This window comes from Pantoea sp. AS-PWVM4, from assembly GCF_000468095.1.
GTDB lineage: Bacteria > Pseudomonadota > Gammaproteobacteria > Enterobacterales > Enterobacteriaceae > Pantoea > Pantoea phytobeneficialis.
In genome coordinates this window covers 13,236-29,893 of the sequence record NZ_ASZC01000011.1, presented here as the reverse complement: position 1 = coordinate 29,893, position 16,658 = coordinate 13,236, and the positions used below count along the sequence as shown (strand labels likewise).

General features: G+C 55.7%; 13 protein-coding genes. 7 read left to right on the top strand and 6 right to left on the bottom strand.

Going from position 1 to position 16,658, the window contains the following annotated elements; all coding sequences use genetic code 11:
• The first annotated feature begins 128 nt into the window (after positions 1-128).
• From L579_RS10925 to ypfH, 3 genes are all read left to right on the top strand, one after another.
• On the top strand, positions 129-995 hold the full coding sequence (locus L579_RS10925) for a KPN_02809 family neutral zinc metallopeptidase (protein ID WP_021184303.1): 867 nt from the start codon (positions 129-131) through the stop codon (positions 993-995).
• A complete protein-coding gene (locus tag L579_RS10920) occupies positions 992-2,953 on the top strand; it encodes a tRNA(Met) cytidine acetyltransferase TmcA (RefSeq protein WP_021184302.1) in 1,962 nt (653 codons plus the stop codon). The genes L579_RS10925 and L579_RS10920 overlap by 4 nt, the downstream gene beginning before the upstream one ends.
• Before the next feature lie 73 nt (positions 2,954-3,026).
• Positions 3,027-3,725, top strand: a complete 699-nt coding sequence (gene ypfH, locus L579_RS10915; RefSeq protein WP_021184301.1) for an esterase — start codon at positions 3,027-3,029, stop codon at positions 3,723-3,725.
• 110 nt (positions 3,726-3,835) lie between these two features.
• Here ypfH and L579_RS10910 read toward each other — a convergent pair whose 3' ends face one another.
• From L579_RS10910 to L579_RS10900, 3 genes are read right to left on the bottom strand one after another with little or no spacing between them, the layout of a single operon-like run.
• The gene (locus L579_RS10910) at positions 3,836-4,021 is read right to left on the bottom strand and encodes a YpfN family protein (RefSeq protein WP_021184300.1); all 186 of its coding nucleotides are present in this window, start codon (positions 4,019-4,021) and stop codon (positions 3,836-3,838) included.
• A 22-nt stretch (positions 4,022-4,043) separates the two neighbouring features.
• Complete coding sequence (gene dapE / locus L579_RS10905) at positions 4,044-5,171, bottom strand: succinyl-diaminopimelate desuccinylase (RefSeq protein WP_021184299.1); 1,128 nt, start codon at positions 5,169-5,171, stop codon at positions 4,044-4,046.
• A 1-nt stretch (position 5,172) separates the two neighbouring features.
• Complete coding sequence (locus L579_RS10900; protein WP_021184298.1) at positions 5,173-5,532, bottom strand: ArsC family reductase; 360 nt, start codon at positions 5,530-5,532, stop codon at positions 5,173-5,175.
• A gap of 225 nt (positions 5,533-5,757) precedes the next feature.
• Between L579_RS10900 and katG the strand changes: the two genes are divergently transcribed.
• On the top strand, positions 5,758-7,923 hold the full coding sequence (gene katG, locus L579_RS10895) for a catalase/peroxidase HPI (RefSeq protein WP_021184297.1): 2,166 nt from the start codon (positions 5,758-5,760) through the stop codon (positions 7,921-7,923).
• Between the two features lie 403 nt (positions 7,924-8,326).
• Complete coding sequence (gene ypfM / locus L579_RS24340; RefSeq protein WP_139810981.1) at positions 8,327-8,386, top strand: protein YpfM; 60 nt, start codon at positions 8,327-8,329, stop codon at positions 8,384-8,386.
• A 207-nt stretch (positions 8,387-8,593) separates the two neighbouring features.
• On the opposite strand, the gene acrD is transcribed toward ypfM, so the two are convergent.
• From acrD to narQ, 3 genes are all read right to left on the bottom strand, one after another.
• A complete protein-coding gene (acrD, locus tag L579_RS10890; protein ID WP_021184296.1) occupies positions 8,594-11,710 on the bottom strand; it encodes a multidrug efflux RND transporter permease AcrD in 3,117 nt (1,038 codons plus the stop codon).
• Positions 11,711-11,906: 196 nt separating this feature from the next.
• A complete protein-coding gene (gene narL / locus L579_RS10885; RefSeq protein WP_021184295.1) occupies positions 11,907-12,539 on the bottom strand; it encodes a two-component system response regulator NarL in 633 nt (210 codons plus the stop codon).
• A gap of 31 nt (positions 12,540-12,570) precedes the next feature.
• Positions 12,571-14,259, bottom strand: a complete 1,689-nt coding sequence (narQ, locus tag L579_RS10880; protein ID WP_036626433.1) for a nitrate/nitrite two-component system sensor histidine kinase NarQ — start codon at positions 14,257-14,259, stop codon at positions 12,571-12,573.
• A 243-nt stretch (positions 14,260-14,502) separates the two neighbouring features.
• Here narQ and L579_RS10875 point away from each other — a divergent pair, with 243 nt between their 5' ends.
• Positions 14,503-14,775, top strand: coding sequence for a YdgH/BhsA/McbA-like domain containing protein (locus L579_RS10875; protein WP_021184293.1), 273 nt, complete (start codon positions 14,503-14,505; stop codon positions 14,773-14,775).
• 274 nt (positions 14,776-15,049) lie between these two features.
• Entirely contained in the window at positions 15,050-16,552 is a 1,503-nt protein-coding gene (gene ansP, locus L579_RS10870) for an L-asparagine permease (protein WP_021184291.1), read from the top strand.
• Positions 16,553-16,658 lie beyond the last annotated feature (106 nt).

Here is a 16,658-nt window from a genome sequence, read left to right as displayed (position 1 = left end):
TATCGCGCTGCTTTTTTTTGTGTTGCGTCCCGAATAGCAGGATAAATCGCGCCGTTACGCGCTGGTGCTTCCTCCTGCCGCCATCTAAAATCATGCAAAGCCAATTTTGATCAAAACAGGAGCATGCCATGCGCTGGCAGGGACGTCGCGAAAGCGACAATGTGGAAGACCGACGCGATCAATCGCCGGGCTACGGCGGTGGTCGACAGATCCGGCTGCCGCGTGGTAAAGGCGGCATCATCCTATTAATCATCGTGGCGGTGGCCGGTTACTACGGCTATGACCTGACGGCGCTGCTTGAAGGTGGCGGCAATCTGACGCCCACCACGCAACAACAGCGTCCGGCGAAACCGGCACAGGATGAAGCGGCAAAATTCACCTCGGTGATCCTGGCGACCACTGAAGATACCTGGGACAAACTGTTTCAGCAGATGGGCAAACAATATGTGCCGCCAAAACTGGTGATGTATCGCGGTGCCACGCGCACCGGCTGCGGTACTGGCCAGTCGGTAATGGGACCTTTCTACTGCCCGGCGGATCAGACCGTCTACATCGACTTGTCTTTTTACGATGACATGAAAACCAAACTCGGCGCGGGTGGCGATTTTGCACAGGGCTACGTGATTGCGCATGAAGTGGGTCATCATGTGCAGAAATTGTTGGGGATTGAACCCAAAGTGCGTCAGATGCAGCAGGGCGCCAGCCAGGCGCAGGTTAATCAATTATCGGTGAAGATGGAACTCCAGGCCGACTGCTTTGCCGGTGTCTGGGGCCATTATATGCAGCAACAGAACATCCTCGAAGTGGGGGATTTGCAGGAAGCGCTGAATGCGGCGGAGGCGAGCGGTGATGATCGCTTGCAACAAAAAAGCCAGGGGCGGGTGGTGCCTGATAGCTTTACCCACGGTACGTCGCAGCAGCGTTATACCTGGTTCAAACAGGGTTTTGACAGCGGCAACCCTGGTCAATGCAACACCTTTGCCAGCAAAGGATGAACCTGCGTGAAGTCAGCACGGCGATGCAGCGGGCAGGCATTCGCCGTCTGTGCGTGATCAGCGGCAGCAGCGCATGGACGAGCCAGCAGGCTGCCCAGTGGCGCAGCACTTTAGCAGGTGACTGGCTATGCATCAGCGAACAAACCGATCTCAGCGCGACATCCCATGCCCCAGCGGCGTTACGCACGTTGCTGGGACGGGAATTCCTGCACGCTATTTTTGATGCCCGTCATGGCTTCCATGCCGAAGCGTTTGCCGCGTTGGCGGGTACCCTGAAAGCCGGAAGCTGGCTGTTGTTGTTGACGCCGCCGTGGCAGGCATGGGCCAGCCAGGCGGATGCCGACAGCCTGCGTTGGGCGGATGTCTCCGTCGCGATCGCCACGCCGCATTTCACCCGTCAATTACAACAGAGCATGCTTGATGACCCCCAGGTGATGTTGCTGCGGGAAGGCTATCCCGCGCGTGCACCGCAGGCGATCGCCTGGCCGGAGTGGCACTGTCGGGCGCCGCAACAACAGCAGCGTATCCTGCAACAATTACTGGCCATGCCCGCCGGAGTGGCGGTCATCACCGCCGCGCGTGGGCGTGGCAAATCTGCGCTGGCGGGTATGCTGGCGCGGGAAAAACACCCCTGCCTTGTCACCGCCCCCGCGAAAGTCTCCACCGACGTGCTGGCGCAGTTTGCCGGTGAGCATTTTCAGTTTATTGCCCCGGATGCGTTATTGGCGATCAATCCTCCTCCGCAGGCGGAGTGGCTGATTATCGATGAAGCGGCGGCGATTCCGGCACCGCTGCTTGCAAAGCTGGTGGCACGCTTTCCGCGTGTGTTGCTGACGACCACGGTACAGGGTTATGAAGGGACCGGGCGCGGTTTTATGCTGCGCTTCTGTGCCTCGTTGTCGGATGTACATTATTTCGCGCTGGATGAGCCACTGCGCTGGTCGCCGCACGATCCGTTAGAAGCCTGGCTCAGTCATGTCCTGTTATTTGAGGACGCGCAGGAGAGTGCGCCGCCGTCTGCGATCTCGCTGTTTCCCGCCTCGCCGGAACAGCATGCCGAAGCCCTGGCTGCGGGGTATCGCTTGTTAGCCAGTGCCCACTATCGTACTTCGCCGCTCGACTTGCGGCGGATGCTGGATGCGCCCGGTCAGCGTTTCTGGCTGGCGGGTACGCCAGACAACGTTCAGGGGGCGTTGTGGTTGGTAGAGGAAGGTGGGCTGGATCCCGCGCTGGCCTGGTCAGTATGGGCAGGGTTGCGTCGTCCCCGTGGAAACCTGGTGGCACAATCGCTGGCCGCCCATGCCGGTTTCGTTGAGGCTGCGACCTTGCGATCGCGACGCATCAGCCGTATCGCGGTGATGGCGGCGCAGCGGCAGCGTGGTATTGGAACCGCGTTGGTCGCGACGGCCCGTCAGCAAGCGCAGGGTTGCGATTATCTCTCGGTGAGTTTTGGCTATACCGAGGCCTTGTGGCGTTTCTGGCAACGCTGCGGCTTTACCCTGGTACGCATCGGTTCACAGCGCGAAGCCAGTAGCGGATGTTACGCTGCGATGGCGATGCTGGCACTGACGCCAGCAGGCGAAATGTTGCAACAGCGGGCGGCCCGCAGATTGGCGCGTGACTGGCCGTGGCTGCAACAGTTGATTGAACTGGATCTGCCGCTGGAACCGGAGGGGCAGCAGCAACCCGATGACGGTGATCTGGCGTTGCTGGCCGGTTTTGCCTGGGCACAACGTCCGTGGGAGGCCAGCTACGCGGCTTTGCAGCGTCTGGTGCGACAACATCCACAGCCGTTGTTGCACGCCATACTTGTGCAAAAACAAGCGCTGAGTCAGGTGGGGAGTGGCGGGCGCAAAGCCTTGATGGCGCAGCTACGGGCTGAGGCGGCTCAGGCGCTGGCAGACAGGGATGCCAGTGCGGCATCTCACTGGCAACAACGGCTCACGTCATTGCAATAAATCCATTATCTCATTCAAATTTTCCCAATATCACTGTGCTCACAGCGGCGTATAGTGATCACAGGAGGATATTATGGCACTACATTATGTGATTGTTCAGCAACCGAGCACCGACCCCGCGCAGCTGTTTCTGCTATACCACGGTGTCAACGATAACCCGGACTCGATGGCGCAGATCGGTAGCTGGTTTGCGCGTGCCTTCCCGGAAGCGCTGGTGGTGGCGGTGGGGGCACCCTTGCCCGGCAGCGTACCGCAGGGGCGTAAATGGTATGCCGAGATCCCGGCGCACGATCGTTCCGAACAGCAGGGCGTCGATGGGGCGATGCCGGAATTTATTGAATCGGTGCGCCACTGGCAGCAACAAAGTGGGGTCCGACCGGAAGCCACGGCGCTGATTGGTTTCTCGCAGGGTAGCACTATGGTGCTGGAAGGCGTGAAGGCCCAGCCGGATCTGGCCGGACGCGTGGTGGCGTTCAGTGGACGTTACGTGACGTTACCGGAACGCGCCAGTACCCGTACCACTATCCATCTGATTCACGGCGACTATGATGATCAGATCCCGATGCAGCATGCTGAGGACGCGGCACAGCGTTTAACGGCGTTGGGCGGTGACGTCACGCTGGATATTGTGGAGGATTTGCCTCATGCCATCGACGATCGCAGTATGGAACTGGCGTTGAATCATCTGCGCTATACCGTGCCGCGTCGCTACTTTGACGAAGCGCTGAGCGGTGCGAAACCCGGCGATGATGATGTGGTGATGATGGTGTAACCAATAGCCCCGTAGCGGCGCGATTTATCGCGCAGTTTGGTGCGGCTTGCTCCCTCATCCCGACCTTCTCCCGCGAGCGGGAGAAGGGGATGTGCAAGATGGGGTAACGGTTATTTTTTCTTGGGCCAGTCGTCGTCGTCCCACTTGTCGTTGAAATCACGATGTGGCGGCAGATCCGGTTTGTTTTCCATAAATTTTTTATGGTCGATACGTTTCAGGTCTTTGTAGACGTTCATCAAAATACCGACCATCAGCAGGATCACCAGGATCCACCAATACTCTTTCAACCATTCCATTTGCCCACTCCTTATGCGTGTCTCAGGCGATCAGCTGTTCCATGATGCGCTGATACATACGGCTCAGCATCTGCAAATCTGACGCCTTCACGCATTCATTGATTTTATGAATGGTGGCGTTCACCGGACCGAGTTCCACCACCTGCGCCCCCATGCGGGCGATAAAACGTCCGTCGGAGGTGCCGCCGGTGGTCAGCAACTGCGGCTTGATTTCATTATAGTGTGCCACCGCGTTCACCACGGCATCCACCAGCTTGCCGCGTGATGTCAGGAACGGCTGACCGGAAAGATTCCACTCCAGCGTGTAGCGTAACTGGTGGCGATCCAGCAGAGCGGCAACACGCTCACGGATCATCTGGTCGGTCAGTTCGGTACTGAAGCGAAAGTTGAACTGAACGAAAAATTCGCCAGGGATCACGTTGTTGCTGCCGGTGCCTGCCTTGACGTTGGCAATCTGCATGCTGGTTGGTGGGAAGAATTCATTCCCCTGATCCCACTCGGTGGCCACCAGTTCATTTAACGCAGGCATGGCGCGATGCACCGGGTTATCCGCCAGATGCGGGTAAGCCACATGCCCCTGCACGCCGTGAATGGTCAGATTGGCGGTGATGGAGCCGCGACGGCCATTTTTCACCACATCACCGACCACTTCGGTGCTGGATGGCTCACCCACCAGGCAGTAGTCCATGCGTTCATTGCGCGCCATCAGGCGTTCAACCACCTTCACCGTGCCGTTAACGGCGCTGGCTTCTTCATCGGAGGTGATCAAAAAGGCCAGACGCCCCTTATGATTGGGATGGGCCGCAACAAAGCGTTCTGCCGCCACCACCATCGCCGCCAGCGATCCTTTCATATCGGCGGCACCGCGACCAAACAACATGCCGTCACGAATGGTGGGTTCAAACGGGGGGTTAATCCAGCGGTTAGCATCACCGGGCGGCACCACATCGGTATGGCCGGCAAATGCCAGGGTTTCACCCTCACCACGCGTTGCCCAGAAGTTAAGGGTATCGCCAATGTGCATCGGCTCCACCTGGAAGCCAATCGCCTCCAGTCGGGCAATCAGCAGCGCCTGACAACCCGCATCATCCGGGCTGAGGGAAGGGCGGCGAATCAGCTGCTGAGCCAGCTCAATAACCGGACAAAACATGTTATGACTTCTCCTGGATAAACGCGTGATAAAGGGATTCATTAAAGCCCACCAGCAGGTCGCCATTGGCCGCCGCCAGCACCGGGCGCTTGATGATGGCAGGTTGCGCCAGCATCAGGGCTTTGGCGCTGTCAGCATCCTGTACCGCTTCGCGTTCTGCTTCCGGCAGTTTGCGCCAGGTGGTGCCACGGGTATTGAGCAACGGCTCATAACCCAGCGTGTCAATAAACGACTGCAACAGCGCATCGTCCACGCCATCTACCCGATAATCATGGAAGCGATAATCAATGCCAGAAGCCTCTAAATATCGGCGGGCTTTTTTAATGGTGTCACAATTTTTAATGCCGTAGAGCTGGAACATAGTATTTGACTACTCTTTTAGCGTGAAGATGGATTGCGTGGTCGGCCAGGGATTGTAACAAGGTTGCCAGACGGGATAACAGCGATCTTGTATCCTCACTGGCAATTAAGCGCAGGCCCACTATTGTATAAAGATAATAACTATCAAATCGTTTGATCTAAATGAGTATTACCTATCAATTGAGGTGTTTTAATCTAGTCGCAAATTAAAAAAGCGGAGAGCAACATGAGCAATTCAAACGAAACAAACCCGACAGCAGCCAAATGCCCCTTTCATCAGGGTGCAGACCTGCCTGCTGCGGGGGGCGGAACCAACAACCGTGACTGGTGGCCCAAGCAGTTGCGTGTCGATTTACTGAATCAGCATTCCAATCGTTCGAATCCCCTCGGTGAAGACTTCAACTATCGTGAAGCCTTTAGCCAGCTTGACTATTTTGCCCTGAAAGCCGATCTGAAAGCGCTGCTCACCGACTCTCAACCCTGGTGGCCTGCCGACTGGGGTAACTATGCCGGTTTGTTTATTCGTATGGCCTGGCATAGCGCGGGGACTTACCGTATGACCGACGGGCGCGGTGGTTCCGGGCGCGGTCAGCAGCGCTTTTCGCCGCTGAACTCCTGGCCGGATAACGTCAGCCTGGATAAAGCGCGCCGCCTGTTGTGGCCGGTGAAACAAAAATATGGTCAGAAAATTTCCTGGGCTGACCTCTATATCCTCGCCGGTAACGTGGCGCTGGAAAATGCGGGTTTCCGCACCTTCGGTTTCGGTGCCGGACGTGAAGATGTCTGGGAACCGGATCTGGATGTGAACTGGGGCGATGAAAAAACCTGGCTGGCCCACCGCCATCCAGAAGCGCTGGCAAAAAATCCCCTCTCAGCCACCGAAATGGGTCTGATTTACGTCAACCCGGAAGGTCCGAACGCCAGTGGCGATCCGGCCTCGGCGGCACCTGCTATCCGTGCCACCTTCGGCAATATGGGTATGGATGATGAAGAAACCGTGGCGTTGATCGCCGGTGGTCATACGCTGGGCAAAACCCACGGTGCCGGTGCTGCCAGCCATGTCGGTGCTGAGCCGGAAGCGGCTCCGCTGGAATCTCAGGGTTTTGGCTGGCAAAGCAGCTACAACAGCGGTGTCGGTGCGGATGCCATCACCTCGGGCCTTGAAGTGGTCTGGACGCAAACGCCGACCCAGTGGAGCAACTACTTCTTCGAGAACCTGTTCAAATATGAGTGGGTGAAAACCCATAGCCCGGCGGGGGCGATTCAGTACGAAGCCGTGGATGGACCGGATATCATTCCAGATCCCTTTGACCCGGCGAAAAAACGTAAGCCGACCATGTTGGTGACTGACCTGACGCTGCGTTTTGATCCGGAGTTCGAGAAGATCTCGCGTCGTTTCCTGAACAATCCGCAGGCATTTAACGAAGCCTTTGCCCGTGCGTGGTTCAAACTGACTCACCGCGATATGGGGCCGATTGCACGCTACTTAGGCCCGGAAGTGCCGAAAGAAGCACTGATCTGGCAAGATCCGCTGCCGAACCCGTCACACAATCCAACCGCAGCCGATATCGACAACCTGAAAACGGCGATTGCCGATTCCGGTCTGACCGTAGGTGAGCTGGTTGCGGTGGCCTGGGCTTCCGCGTCGACTTTCCGTGGTGGTGACAAACGTGGTGGTGCCAATGGCGCACGCGTGGCTCTGGCACCACAGAACAGCTGGGAAGTGAATGCCGGTATCCAGCCTGCGCTGGCGAAACTGAAAGCAATCCAACAGGCCTCCGGTAAAGCATCGCTGGCGGATGTGATTGTGCTGGCCGGTGTGGTCGGTGTTGAGCAGGCGGCGCAAGCGGCGAATGTTGCGGTTAAGGTGCCGTTCACTGCCGGTCGTGTCGATGCCACCCAGGAGCAGACGGATGTCGAGGCATTTGCCCTGCTGGAGCCGGGTTACGATGGTTTCCGTAATTATCAGCGTGCAGGCACTACGCAAGAGGCGGAAACGCAACTGATTGATAAAGCGCAACAACTGACCCTGACCGCACCGGAAATGACGGCACTGGTAGGTGGCTTACGTGTGCTGGGTGCCAACTTTGATGGTAGCGAACACGGCGTGTTTACCGCCAACAAAGGCGTGTTGAGCAATGACTTCTTTGTCAATCTGCTCGACATGGGGACCGAATGGAAAGCGGTAGATCAGGCGAAAGGTCTGTATGAAGGGCGTGACCGTAGCAGCGGCGTCGCCAAATACAGCGCCACCCGTGCTGACCTGGTGTTTGGTTCTAACGCGATTCTGCGCGCGCTGGCGGAAGTGTATGGCAGCAGCGATGGCCGCGAGAAGTTTGTGCATGACTTTGTGGCTGCCTGGACCAAAGTGATGAACCTTGATCGTTTCTGATGCTTAAAGTGGACTTCCGGGGCGACCCGGAGGTCTGGATCTTATGTGTTCGTAGCAGCGCGATTTATCGCGCTGTTTTTGTTTTTCCCCCTGTTGCGCGATTAATCGCGCCGCTACTCAACGGGATATATTCAGGACCAGTAACCGCTTTCATTAACGTCCTGAATAGTTCCCTTCCGTACCATAAGCCTGATCAGAATTATCCTAAGTCGAAAAATGTGCTACGCCTTGTCACCAGGAATTTTCTCCCGTTGCGTTAGGGGTTTGCTGAAATGTGCGTCAGTACGCAATTTGAGCAAATTAACGCTTTTGCCTGCTTTTGCCGATACAGATAACAGGTGGAAACGTATTCACCTGTAGAAAAAAACGGCGTATTATCGCCAGCACAATAAGAGAGGGTATTATGGTTGACACTGAACTGGGGAACTGGAAAGAATTTATTGACGCGATGTTGCGCAAGTAACACGCGAAGAGAAAAGCAGGGCAAATCCCCAACTTGCTGTAATTCTTACCAAACATAAATTAAGGCAGCCAACGGCTGCCTTAATTTTTTTATCGTCCATGACCAGAACACATTGCTTCATCCAGTAGCGGCGCGATTTATCGCGCATTGTTATTGCTGCATGAAGGTTAAAGGCGCGCGATAAATCGCGCCGCTACGGATCAGGGCTTAATCATGCGGCTTCTCTTTCAGCGGGAAGCGGCGGCGCACCAGCACAAAGAACAGCGGCACAAAGAAGATGGCCAGCACCGTTGCGGAGATCATGCCCCCCATCACGCCGGTACCCACCGCGTGCTGGCTGCCAGAACCCGCACCCGCGCTGATCGCCATCGGCAGCACGCCAAAGATAAACGCCAGCGAAGTCATCAAAATCGGACGCAGACGCTGACGCGAGGCTTCCAGTGTGGCCTCAATCAGCTCACGACCTTTGCTGTTGATCTCATTGGCGAACTCCACGATCAAAATGGCGTTCTTCGCCGACAGGCCAATGACGGTCAGTAACCCGACCTGGAAATAAACATCGTTTTCCAGTCCACGCAGCCAGGTGGCAATCAATGCCCCCACCACGCCCAGTGGCACTACCAGCATCACTGAGAACGGGATCGACCAGCTTTCATACAGCGCCGCCAGACTCAGGAACACCACCAGCAGCGAAATGGCATACAGCGCCGGGGCCTGCGAACCGGAGAGCCGCTCCTGATAAGAGGCACCGGTCCACTGGAAACCAACGCCCAAAGGCAGCTGACTGACCAGTTTCTCCATCGCATCCATTGCCGTCCCGCTGCTGACGCCATTCGCCGCTTCACCGACGATTTCCAGTGAGGAGTAGCCGTTGTAGCGCTCCAGGCGTGGCGAGCCGACTTCCCAACGGCTGGTGGCAAAGGCCGAGAAGGGCACCATAGTGCCGCTGCTGTTACGCACATACCATTTATTGATATCGTCTGGCAGCATGCGGAATTCCGGCGCGGCCTGGACATAGACCTTCTTAACACGACCGCGGTCGATAAAGTCATTCACATAGGATGAGCCCCAGGCGGTGGTGAGGGTGTCATTGATGGTATCGATCGAAACGCCCAATGCCTGCGCTTTGCGCTGGTCAACATCAATCTGCAACTGCGGGCTGTCATCCAGGCCATTATGGCGTACGCGTGATAACGCCGGGTCATGTGCTGCCGCATCCAGTAATTTATCGCGCATTGCCATCAGGGCGGTGTGACCCATTCCACCATGATCCTGTATTTCAAGGTCAAAGCCAGATGAACTGCCGAGGCCGGTAATCGCCGGAGGACTGCTGGCAATCACCCGGGCTTCCCGAATTTTGTTAAAGGCTTTGGTGGCGCGGTCAATGATGGCAAAAGACGTACGGTCAGCTCCCGGACGCTCATCCCAATCCTTCAGGCGGATAAACATACGCGCCACGTTCTGACCGTTACCGCCAGGGCCAGCACCAATGGTGGAAAACACCGATAAGACGTTATCTTTCTCGGCGGTCATATAATATTTTTCCACCTTAGCGACCACGTTAGAGGTTTGCTGGAGTGTTGATCCCGCCGGAAGTTGTACCTGCGTCAGAAATACGCCACGGTCTTCCTGCGGCAGGAACGACGTGGGCAGACGGATAAACATAAATGCCATCAGGCCAATGATCGCCAAATAAAGCAGCATCCAGCGACCGCTTTTAACCAGAATCCGTGCCACACCCCGTTCATAGCGTGCTGCATTGGTGTTGAAATGACGGTTGAACCAGCCAAAAAAACCACGCCGACCGTGATGTTGCCCTTGTTCCAGCGGTTTGAGCAGCGTGGCACAAAGGGCGGGGGTCAAAATCAATGCCACCAGTACCGACAGGATCATGGCGGAGACGATGGTAATGGAGAACTGGCGGTAAATCGCGCCAACGGTGCCACCGAAAAACGCCATCGGGACAAATACCGCCGACAGTACCAGCGCGATGCCAACCAGAGCCCCCTGAATCTGTCCCATTGATTTACGCGTGGCCGCGCGGGGTGAAAGACCTTCTTCACTCATAAGACGTTCGACGTTTTCTACTACCACGATGGCGTCATCCACCAGCAGACCAATGGCCAGTACCGTGGCAAACATGGTCAAGGTGTTAATGCTGTAGCCGCAGGCATACAGCACCGCAAAGGTACCGAGTAACACCACGGGAACTGCGATGGTGGGGATCAGCGTGGCACGGAAGTTCTGCATAAACAGATACATCACCAGGAACACCAGCAGAATCGCTTCCAGCAACGTTTTCACCACATCGGTGATCGACGCTTTGACGAACGGCGTGGTTTCGTAGGCGATTTTTGCTTCCAACCCGTGTGGAAAGTATTGTGATAATTCGGCGATGCGGGCGCGTACCAGTTTGTCGGTGTTCATCTCATTGGCGCCGGAAGCCAGCTTAATGCCCAAACCGGACGCTGCCTGGCCGTTGTAACGGCTGAGATAGTCATATTTCTCTGCCCCCATCGCAACATCCGCCACATCACCCACGGTAACCACAGAACCGTCAGTGTTGGTTTTTAGCGTAATGGCTTTGAACTGTTCCGGGGTTTGCAGCATCGACTGGGCATTGACCGTCGCATTCAGCGCCTGTTTTTCAACCGAGGGCAAGCCTCCCAACTGACCTACCGCAACCTGAGCGTTTTGCGATTCAATAGCGCTGACGACATCATCGGTTGTTAACGCGTAGGCGTTCAGTTTGTTCGGATCGAGCCAGATACGCATGGAATATTGCGAACCGTAGGCATCAACTTCACCGACACCATCGATACGGCTGAGGGGATCCTCAATGTTACTGGCGACATAATCTGAAATATCCTGTTTGTCCATACTTCCGTCGGTAGAAACAAACGCAATCATCAGGATATTGCTGTCACCCGTTTTGTTGACGGTGACACCCTGGGATTGCACTGCCGAGGGCAACTGGCGCAGGGCTGTCTGTAGCTGGTTCTGAACCTGCTGGCGTGCTTCGTCCGGATCGGTGCCTGCGGTAAAGGTGAGGGTGATTTGGGCCTGACCGGTATTGCTGCTGTTCGATGACATATACATCAGGTTGTCGATGCCGGTCATGTTCTGCTCAATCACCTGGGTAACGGTGTTTTCCAGCGTTTCCGCTGAAGCACCGGGGTAGTTGGCGGTGATGCGCACGTTCGGTGGTGCGAGGTCAGGATATTGCTCAATCGGCAGCGAGATGATCGCCAGAGTGCCGCATAAGCAGAGTAAAATCGCCAGAACCCAGGCAAAAATGGGGCGGTCGATAAAAAAATTCGACATGGAACCGACACTCCTCAGCTGCGTATTTTTTACTTTTATTATCAGAAGCGTGAACCCGTGTGGGCCCACGCTGGCGGAGGGGATGCGCTATCTCGGGAGAATCTCCTGCCGCTGCTTACTCTACGCGGCGCAAATTAGATAATCGTGGAGAAATTATGGAGAAAGTGTAAATGTCCCGACGGTTTTATGTGATGTGCTAGACGTTCCGGCTCTCCAGCCAGAGCACGGTGGCGGCCACGCGTGAGCGTACATCCAGTTTGCGCAGCAGATTGCGAATATGCACTTTGACCGTCTCTTCAGAGATATGCAGCGTGGTGGCAATCTCTTTATTCGACAAACCACGCGCCACTTCCTGTAGTACGTCGAGTTCGCGCTCGGTCAACTGGCGGAACGGATTGGAGCTGTGTGGGCGATTGGCGAGATACTCCTCCACCACCTCACTGAATACGTTCTCCCCCTGGGCGCCGGACAGGATTTGTTGCAGCAATTGCTCCGGTTCACTGTCCTTCAGCAAATAGCCATCTGCCCCGGCATCAATCATGGCGTAGATATCACTACGCGCATCGGAAACGGTCAACACCAGGATGCGGGCAGAGATCTCCTCATGGCGTAACGCTTTTAGCGTATCCAGCCCGGACATCCCTTTCATATTCAGGTCGAGCAGAATCACATCAGGCGACAGGCGACGGGCCTCTGCCAGCGCCTCCGTGCCATTATTGGCCTCGGCCACCACCTGAAGCCGTGGCTCCAGCGCCAGCAACTGGCGAACGCCGCGGCGCATCAGGGGATGGTCATCAACTATCATGATTGTCAGTTTGGGCTGGTCCATATTCTCTCCAATAAACAGTCCATGTATCGTGTTATTCCAGCAGGTAGGTCGGGCGAGGCGGGAAACGTAAGGTGACACGCGTGCCGCGTTCCTGCGGGGTAATCAGCAGCGTGCCGGCAAGGCGTGCTGCCCGTTCTGCCATAATTGTCAGGCCGTAATGGCCCGGCGGTTCTTCCGTGCTACGGATACCAATACCGTCATCTTCGATGGTTAACAGATGATCCTCCTCAGCGATACGCTGATAGCAAATGCGAATCTGCTGCGCACCGGCATGGCGAATGGCGTTGAGTAAGGCCTCGCGCGCAATCTGTAAAACATGCACCTGCTGTTGTGCATCGAGGCTTTGTAGCCCAGGTTGATAGTCAAACTGGATCGCCGCCTGGGATTGTTCCTGTAAGGGTACGATCATTGCCTGCATAGCTGCTACCAAATCTGCCTGCTCAATAGTCAGGCGGAAGGTGGTCAGCAACTCACGTAATTGTTGATAAGCGTCTGCCAGCGCCCGGTCAAACTCGCTGATAATACTTTGCGCTGCCAACTGGCTGCCATCGACCGTGCGTCGCAGCAGCGTAAGCTGAATCCGTAAAAAGGAGAGTGACTGCGCCAGCGAATCGTGAAGTTCGCGGGCAATGGTCGCGCGCTCTTCAATTAACAGCATTTGCTGATATTGCTTCTGCGTCTGCCAGACCCACAGGGCGCGAGCCAACATATTCGCCAGGCTCTGCATCAATTCCCCGGACGACGCGCGTTGCGGCGATTGCCAACGCAATTCGCCGAAGGGCTGCTCATCCTGACGCAATGTGATGCGCTGCCAGCGGCAGTTGGCATCACTGCTTCCGGTCTGGAATGTCTGGTTGTCACTCTCCAGCACCACCACGTTAAAACCTTCGCGCTGCTGAAGTTGCTCGATAAAACCCTGAAATACATCGGGATTGAGGGCGCTGCTGGTAAGCATTTGCGAGCTTTCATAGAGCAGAGACAGCGTGCGGTTAGCCTGCGTCAGGCTCTCGGTTTTCTCCTGCACCGCATCTTCCAGCAGGCGATAGTGTGATTGTAATCTGGCCGCCATCGCCGTGAAGGCATGGGCCAGCACACCAAGTTCGTTAGGCTGTGCCACGGGCAGGGGAGGAAAGCTGAAGCGAGTTTGTTCGACAAACTGACTGGCGGTGACCAGCGCGTCGAGCGGCCCCACCACGTTGCTGCGAATAAAACGGATGGTCCAGAGTGCCAGCCCGACAATCGCCAGAAAACCAAACAGGCTGCTGGCAACCACCAGATGCATTTTTAGCTCGGCGTAATGCTGTACGGACAACACAAAACGATTGATTTCACCGACGTAGCTGGCGACCTGCTGTTGATAAATCAGGGTGTTCTGCGTTTGTAATCGTTGCTTCAGTTCCGGCCAGTTATCGCGCAGATAGTGGTAACGGTTGCGAACTTCGATCGGTACCCACGCGCGCTCCAGATTGCTCAATGCCGGAGCGTCCAGGGTTTGTTCATATAAACCAATATGATGAGTTAGCTGTTGGGGATCGCGCGTGCTGTCCCAGGCCAGGCGATAAATTTGCATTCGCAGCGACCCGGCGACATTGACTGTCTCAGCATCACGTAAGCTACTGGAAAGTGTCATCAACGCCAGCCCGGAAGTGAGCAGCGAAAGCAGGACAATTGCGCTCAGCGCGCGAGCGATAGTGCGTATTACGGGACGTTTAACCATCACGATAAAAACCCTGTTGCGAGCGCGGAATTATAAAGCAGCGTTGTCATGTCGGCGACGTTATCTCGCGACATCAGGTTACTCTTCGCACATAAAGTAACCGCAATTTACATTTCCCAGGATAAATCTGAAACCTCTGTCGAAAAATTGAACAGTTTTACCGCTTGCACCATCCCGCTTTTGCCTGGCTGACTAATACTTTTTGCGTAGGCCGTCGGTTTCCCCGCAAGATAACAGGAGCATCCCATGAAGACTCGATATGCTGTTCTGGCTGGTGCACTGCTAGCCGCCGCAAGTTTTAGTTCGCTGGCCGCGACAGCGTTAAACGCGGAACAAGCTCAAAATATGCAAAGTATCGGTAGCGTCTCCGTCAGTGGCGTCAGTGGCTCACTGGATGATGCGACACGTCAGTTGTCACAGAAAGCGCAAGAGATGGGTGCCAGCCATTACCGTGTCATCGGCGTGCAAAATCCAGGTGACTCCAGCATGTGGAGTGGTACCGCCGAGATTTATCGTTAATTTCCCCGATTTTTTCCTGCCGCAATCTTCACCGGCCAGACGCTCTGGCCGGTTTTTTTGTGCACTGTGAAGGATAATCTCAATTCATTCTGTGCAATCTGGCGGTATATTTTGCTTCGTTCTTGCAGAACGGGTAGGATTCATCGCCGTAATTTCCCGGATCGCTGCGCGACATCGTTCCGCCGCCTGCAACCGGGGTTTTACCCCATTTCGCACCGTGCTACGCAAACGTTTGGTAAGCCGGTGATTGATGGTCAGGATAAACAGGAAAGCTATGAAACCTACTAAAAAAACCGCGGCCGAACAACGCGCTGCGAAACGACGCTGGCTGAATTCCCACGACACCGGTTACCACAAAGCTATGGGTAATCGTCAGGTTCAAATGATCGCCATCGGCGGTGCTATTGGTACGGGGCTATTTTTAGGCGCAGGTGCGCGCTTACAGATGGCAGGTCCGGCTCTGGCACTGGTGTATCTGGTGTGCGGTATCTTCTCTTTCTTCATTCTGCGTGCGTTGGGCGAACTGGTTTTACATCGTCCTTCCAGCGGCAGCTTTGTTTCCTATGCGCGTGAATTTCTTGGTGAAAAAGCGTCATATGTGGCGGGCTGGATGTACTTTGTTAACTGGGCGATGACCGGTATCGTCGATATCACGGCCGTTGCGCTGTATATGCATTACTGGGGCGCGTTTGGTGATGTTCCCCAGTGGGTGTTTGCCCTTGGTGCGCTGGCAATTGTTGGCACCATGAACATGATCGGCGTGAAGTGGTTCGCCGAGATGGAGTTCTGGTTTGCGCTGATTAAGGTGCTGGCCATCGTGGTGTTCCTGGTGGTTGGCGTGGTGTTCCTCGGCAGCGGTAAGCCGCTGGACGGCAATGCCACCGGTTTCCACCTGATAACCGATAACGGCGGCCTGTTCCCACATGGTCTGCTGCCTGCGCTGGTGCTGGTGCAAGGGGTGGTGTTTGCCTTCGCTTCGATCGAGCTGGTAGGCACGGCGGCGGGGGAGTGTAAAGACCCGAAAACCATGCTGCCAAAAGCGATCAACAGCGTGATTTGGCGTATCGGCCTGTTCTACGTGGGTTCGGTGGTGCTGTTGGTGCTGCTGTTGCCGTGGAATGCTTATCAGGCCGGGCAGAGTCCGTTCGTGACCTTCTTCTCCAAACTGGGCGTGCCTTATATCGGTAGCGTTATGAATATCGTGGTGCTGAGTGCGGCGTTGTCCAGCCTGAACTCCGGTCTGTACTCCACCGGTCGTATTCTGCGTTCGATGTCGATGGGCGGTTCTGCACCGAAGTTTATGTCGAAGATGAGCAACCAGCAGGTGCCGTTTGCCGGTATCCTGGTGACCATCGCTGTCTATGTGGTGGGCGTGGTGCTGAACTACTACGTACCGTCTCAGGTATTTGAGATCGTCCTGAACGTGGCATCGCTGGGTATCATCTCTTCGTGGGGCTTTATCGTGGTATGCCAGATGCGTCTGCGCAAAGCCATCAAAGAAGGCAAAGCGGAAGATGTCAGCTTCAAGCTGCCGTGGGCACCGGTCACCTCCTGGTTGACGCTGCTGTTCCTGGTCAGCGTGCTGGTGTTGATGGCGTTTGACTACCCGAATGGCACCTACACCATTGCCTCCATCCCGCTGATTGCGGTGGTGTTGGTGCTGGGCTGGTTTGGTGTGCGTAAGCGCGTACACGAAGAAGCGATGAAAGAACATGATCATCATGTCGATGAGTCGGATGACGCACCGCGTATCCTGGCGGAAGATTCTTCACGCTAAACGCGCATGATGTGTTATCAGAAGGCCGTCTCTCCGACGGCCTTTTTTGTTTTTGCCACCGTAATGCCGCGTTTTTTCTGGCACCTGGACCCGTCTGATCACCATC

Bases quoted from the DNA above. Each gene is read 5' to 3' on its own strand.
- L579_RS10925 (WP_021184303.1), top strand. From the start codon at position 129: ATGCGCTGGCAGGGACGTCGCGAAAGCGACAATGTGGAAGACCGACGC.
- L579_RS10920 (WP_021184302.1), top strand. From the start codon at position 992: ATGAACCTGCGTGAAGTCAGCACGGCGATGCAGCGGGCAGGCATTCGC.
- ypfH (WP_021184301.1), top strand. From the start codon at position 3,027: ATGGCACTACATTATGTGATTGTTCAGCAACCGAGCACCGACCCCGCG.
- L579_RS10910 (WP_021184300.1), bottom strand. From the start codon at position 4,021: ATGGAATGGTTGAAAGAGTATTGGTGGATCCTGGTGATCCTGCTGATG.
- dapE (WP_021184299.1), bottom strand. From the start codon at position 5,171: ATGTTTTGTCCGGTTATTGAGCTGGCTCAGCAGCTGATTCGCCGCCCT.
- L579_RS10900 (WP_021184298.1), bottom strand. From the start codon at position 5,532: ATGTTCCAGCTCTACGGCATTAAAAATTGTGACACCATTAAAAAAGCC.
- katG (WP_021184297.1), top strand. From the start codon at position 5,758: ATGAGCAATTCAAACGAAACAAACCCGACAGCAGCCAAATGCCCCTTT.
- acrD (WP_021184296.1), bottom strand. From the start codon at position 11,710: ATGTCGAATTTTTTTATCGACCGCCCCATTTTTGCCTGGGTTCTGGCG.
- narL (WP_021184295.1), bottom strand. From the start codon at position 12,539: ATGGACCAGCCCAAACTGACAATCATGATAGTTGATGACCATCCCCTG.
- L579_RS10875 (WP_021184293.1), top strand. From the start codon at position 14,503: ATGAAGACTCGATATGCTGTTCTGGCTGGTGCACTGCTAGCCGCCGCA.
- ansP (WP_021184291.1), top strand. From the start codon at position 15,050: ATGAAACCTACTAAAAAAACCGCGGCCGAACAACGCGCTGCGAAACGA.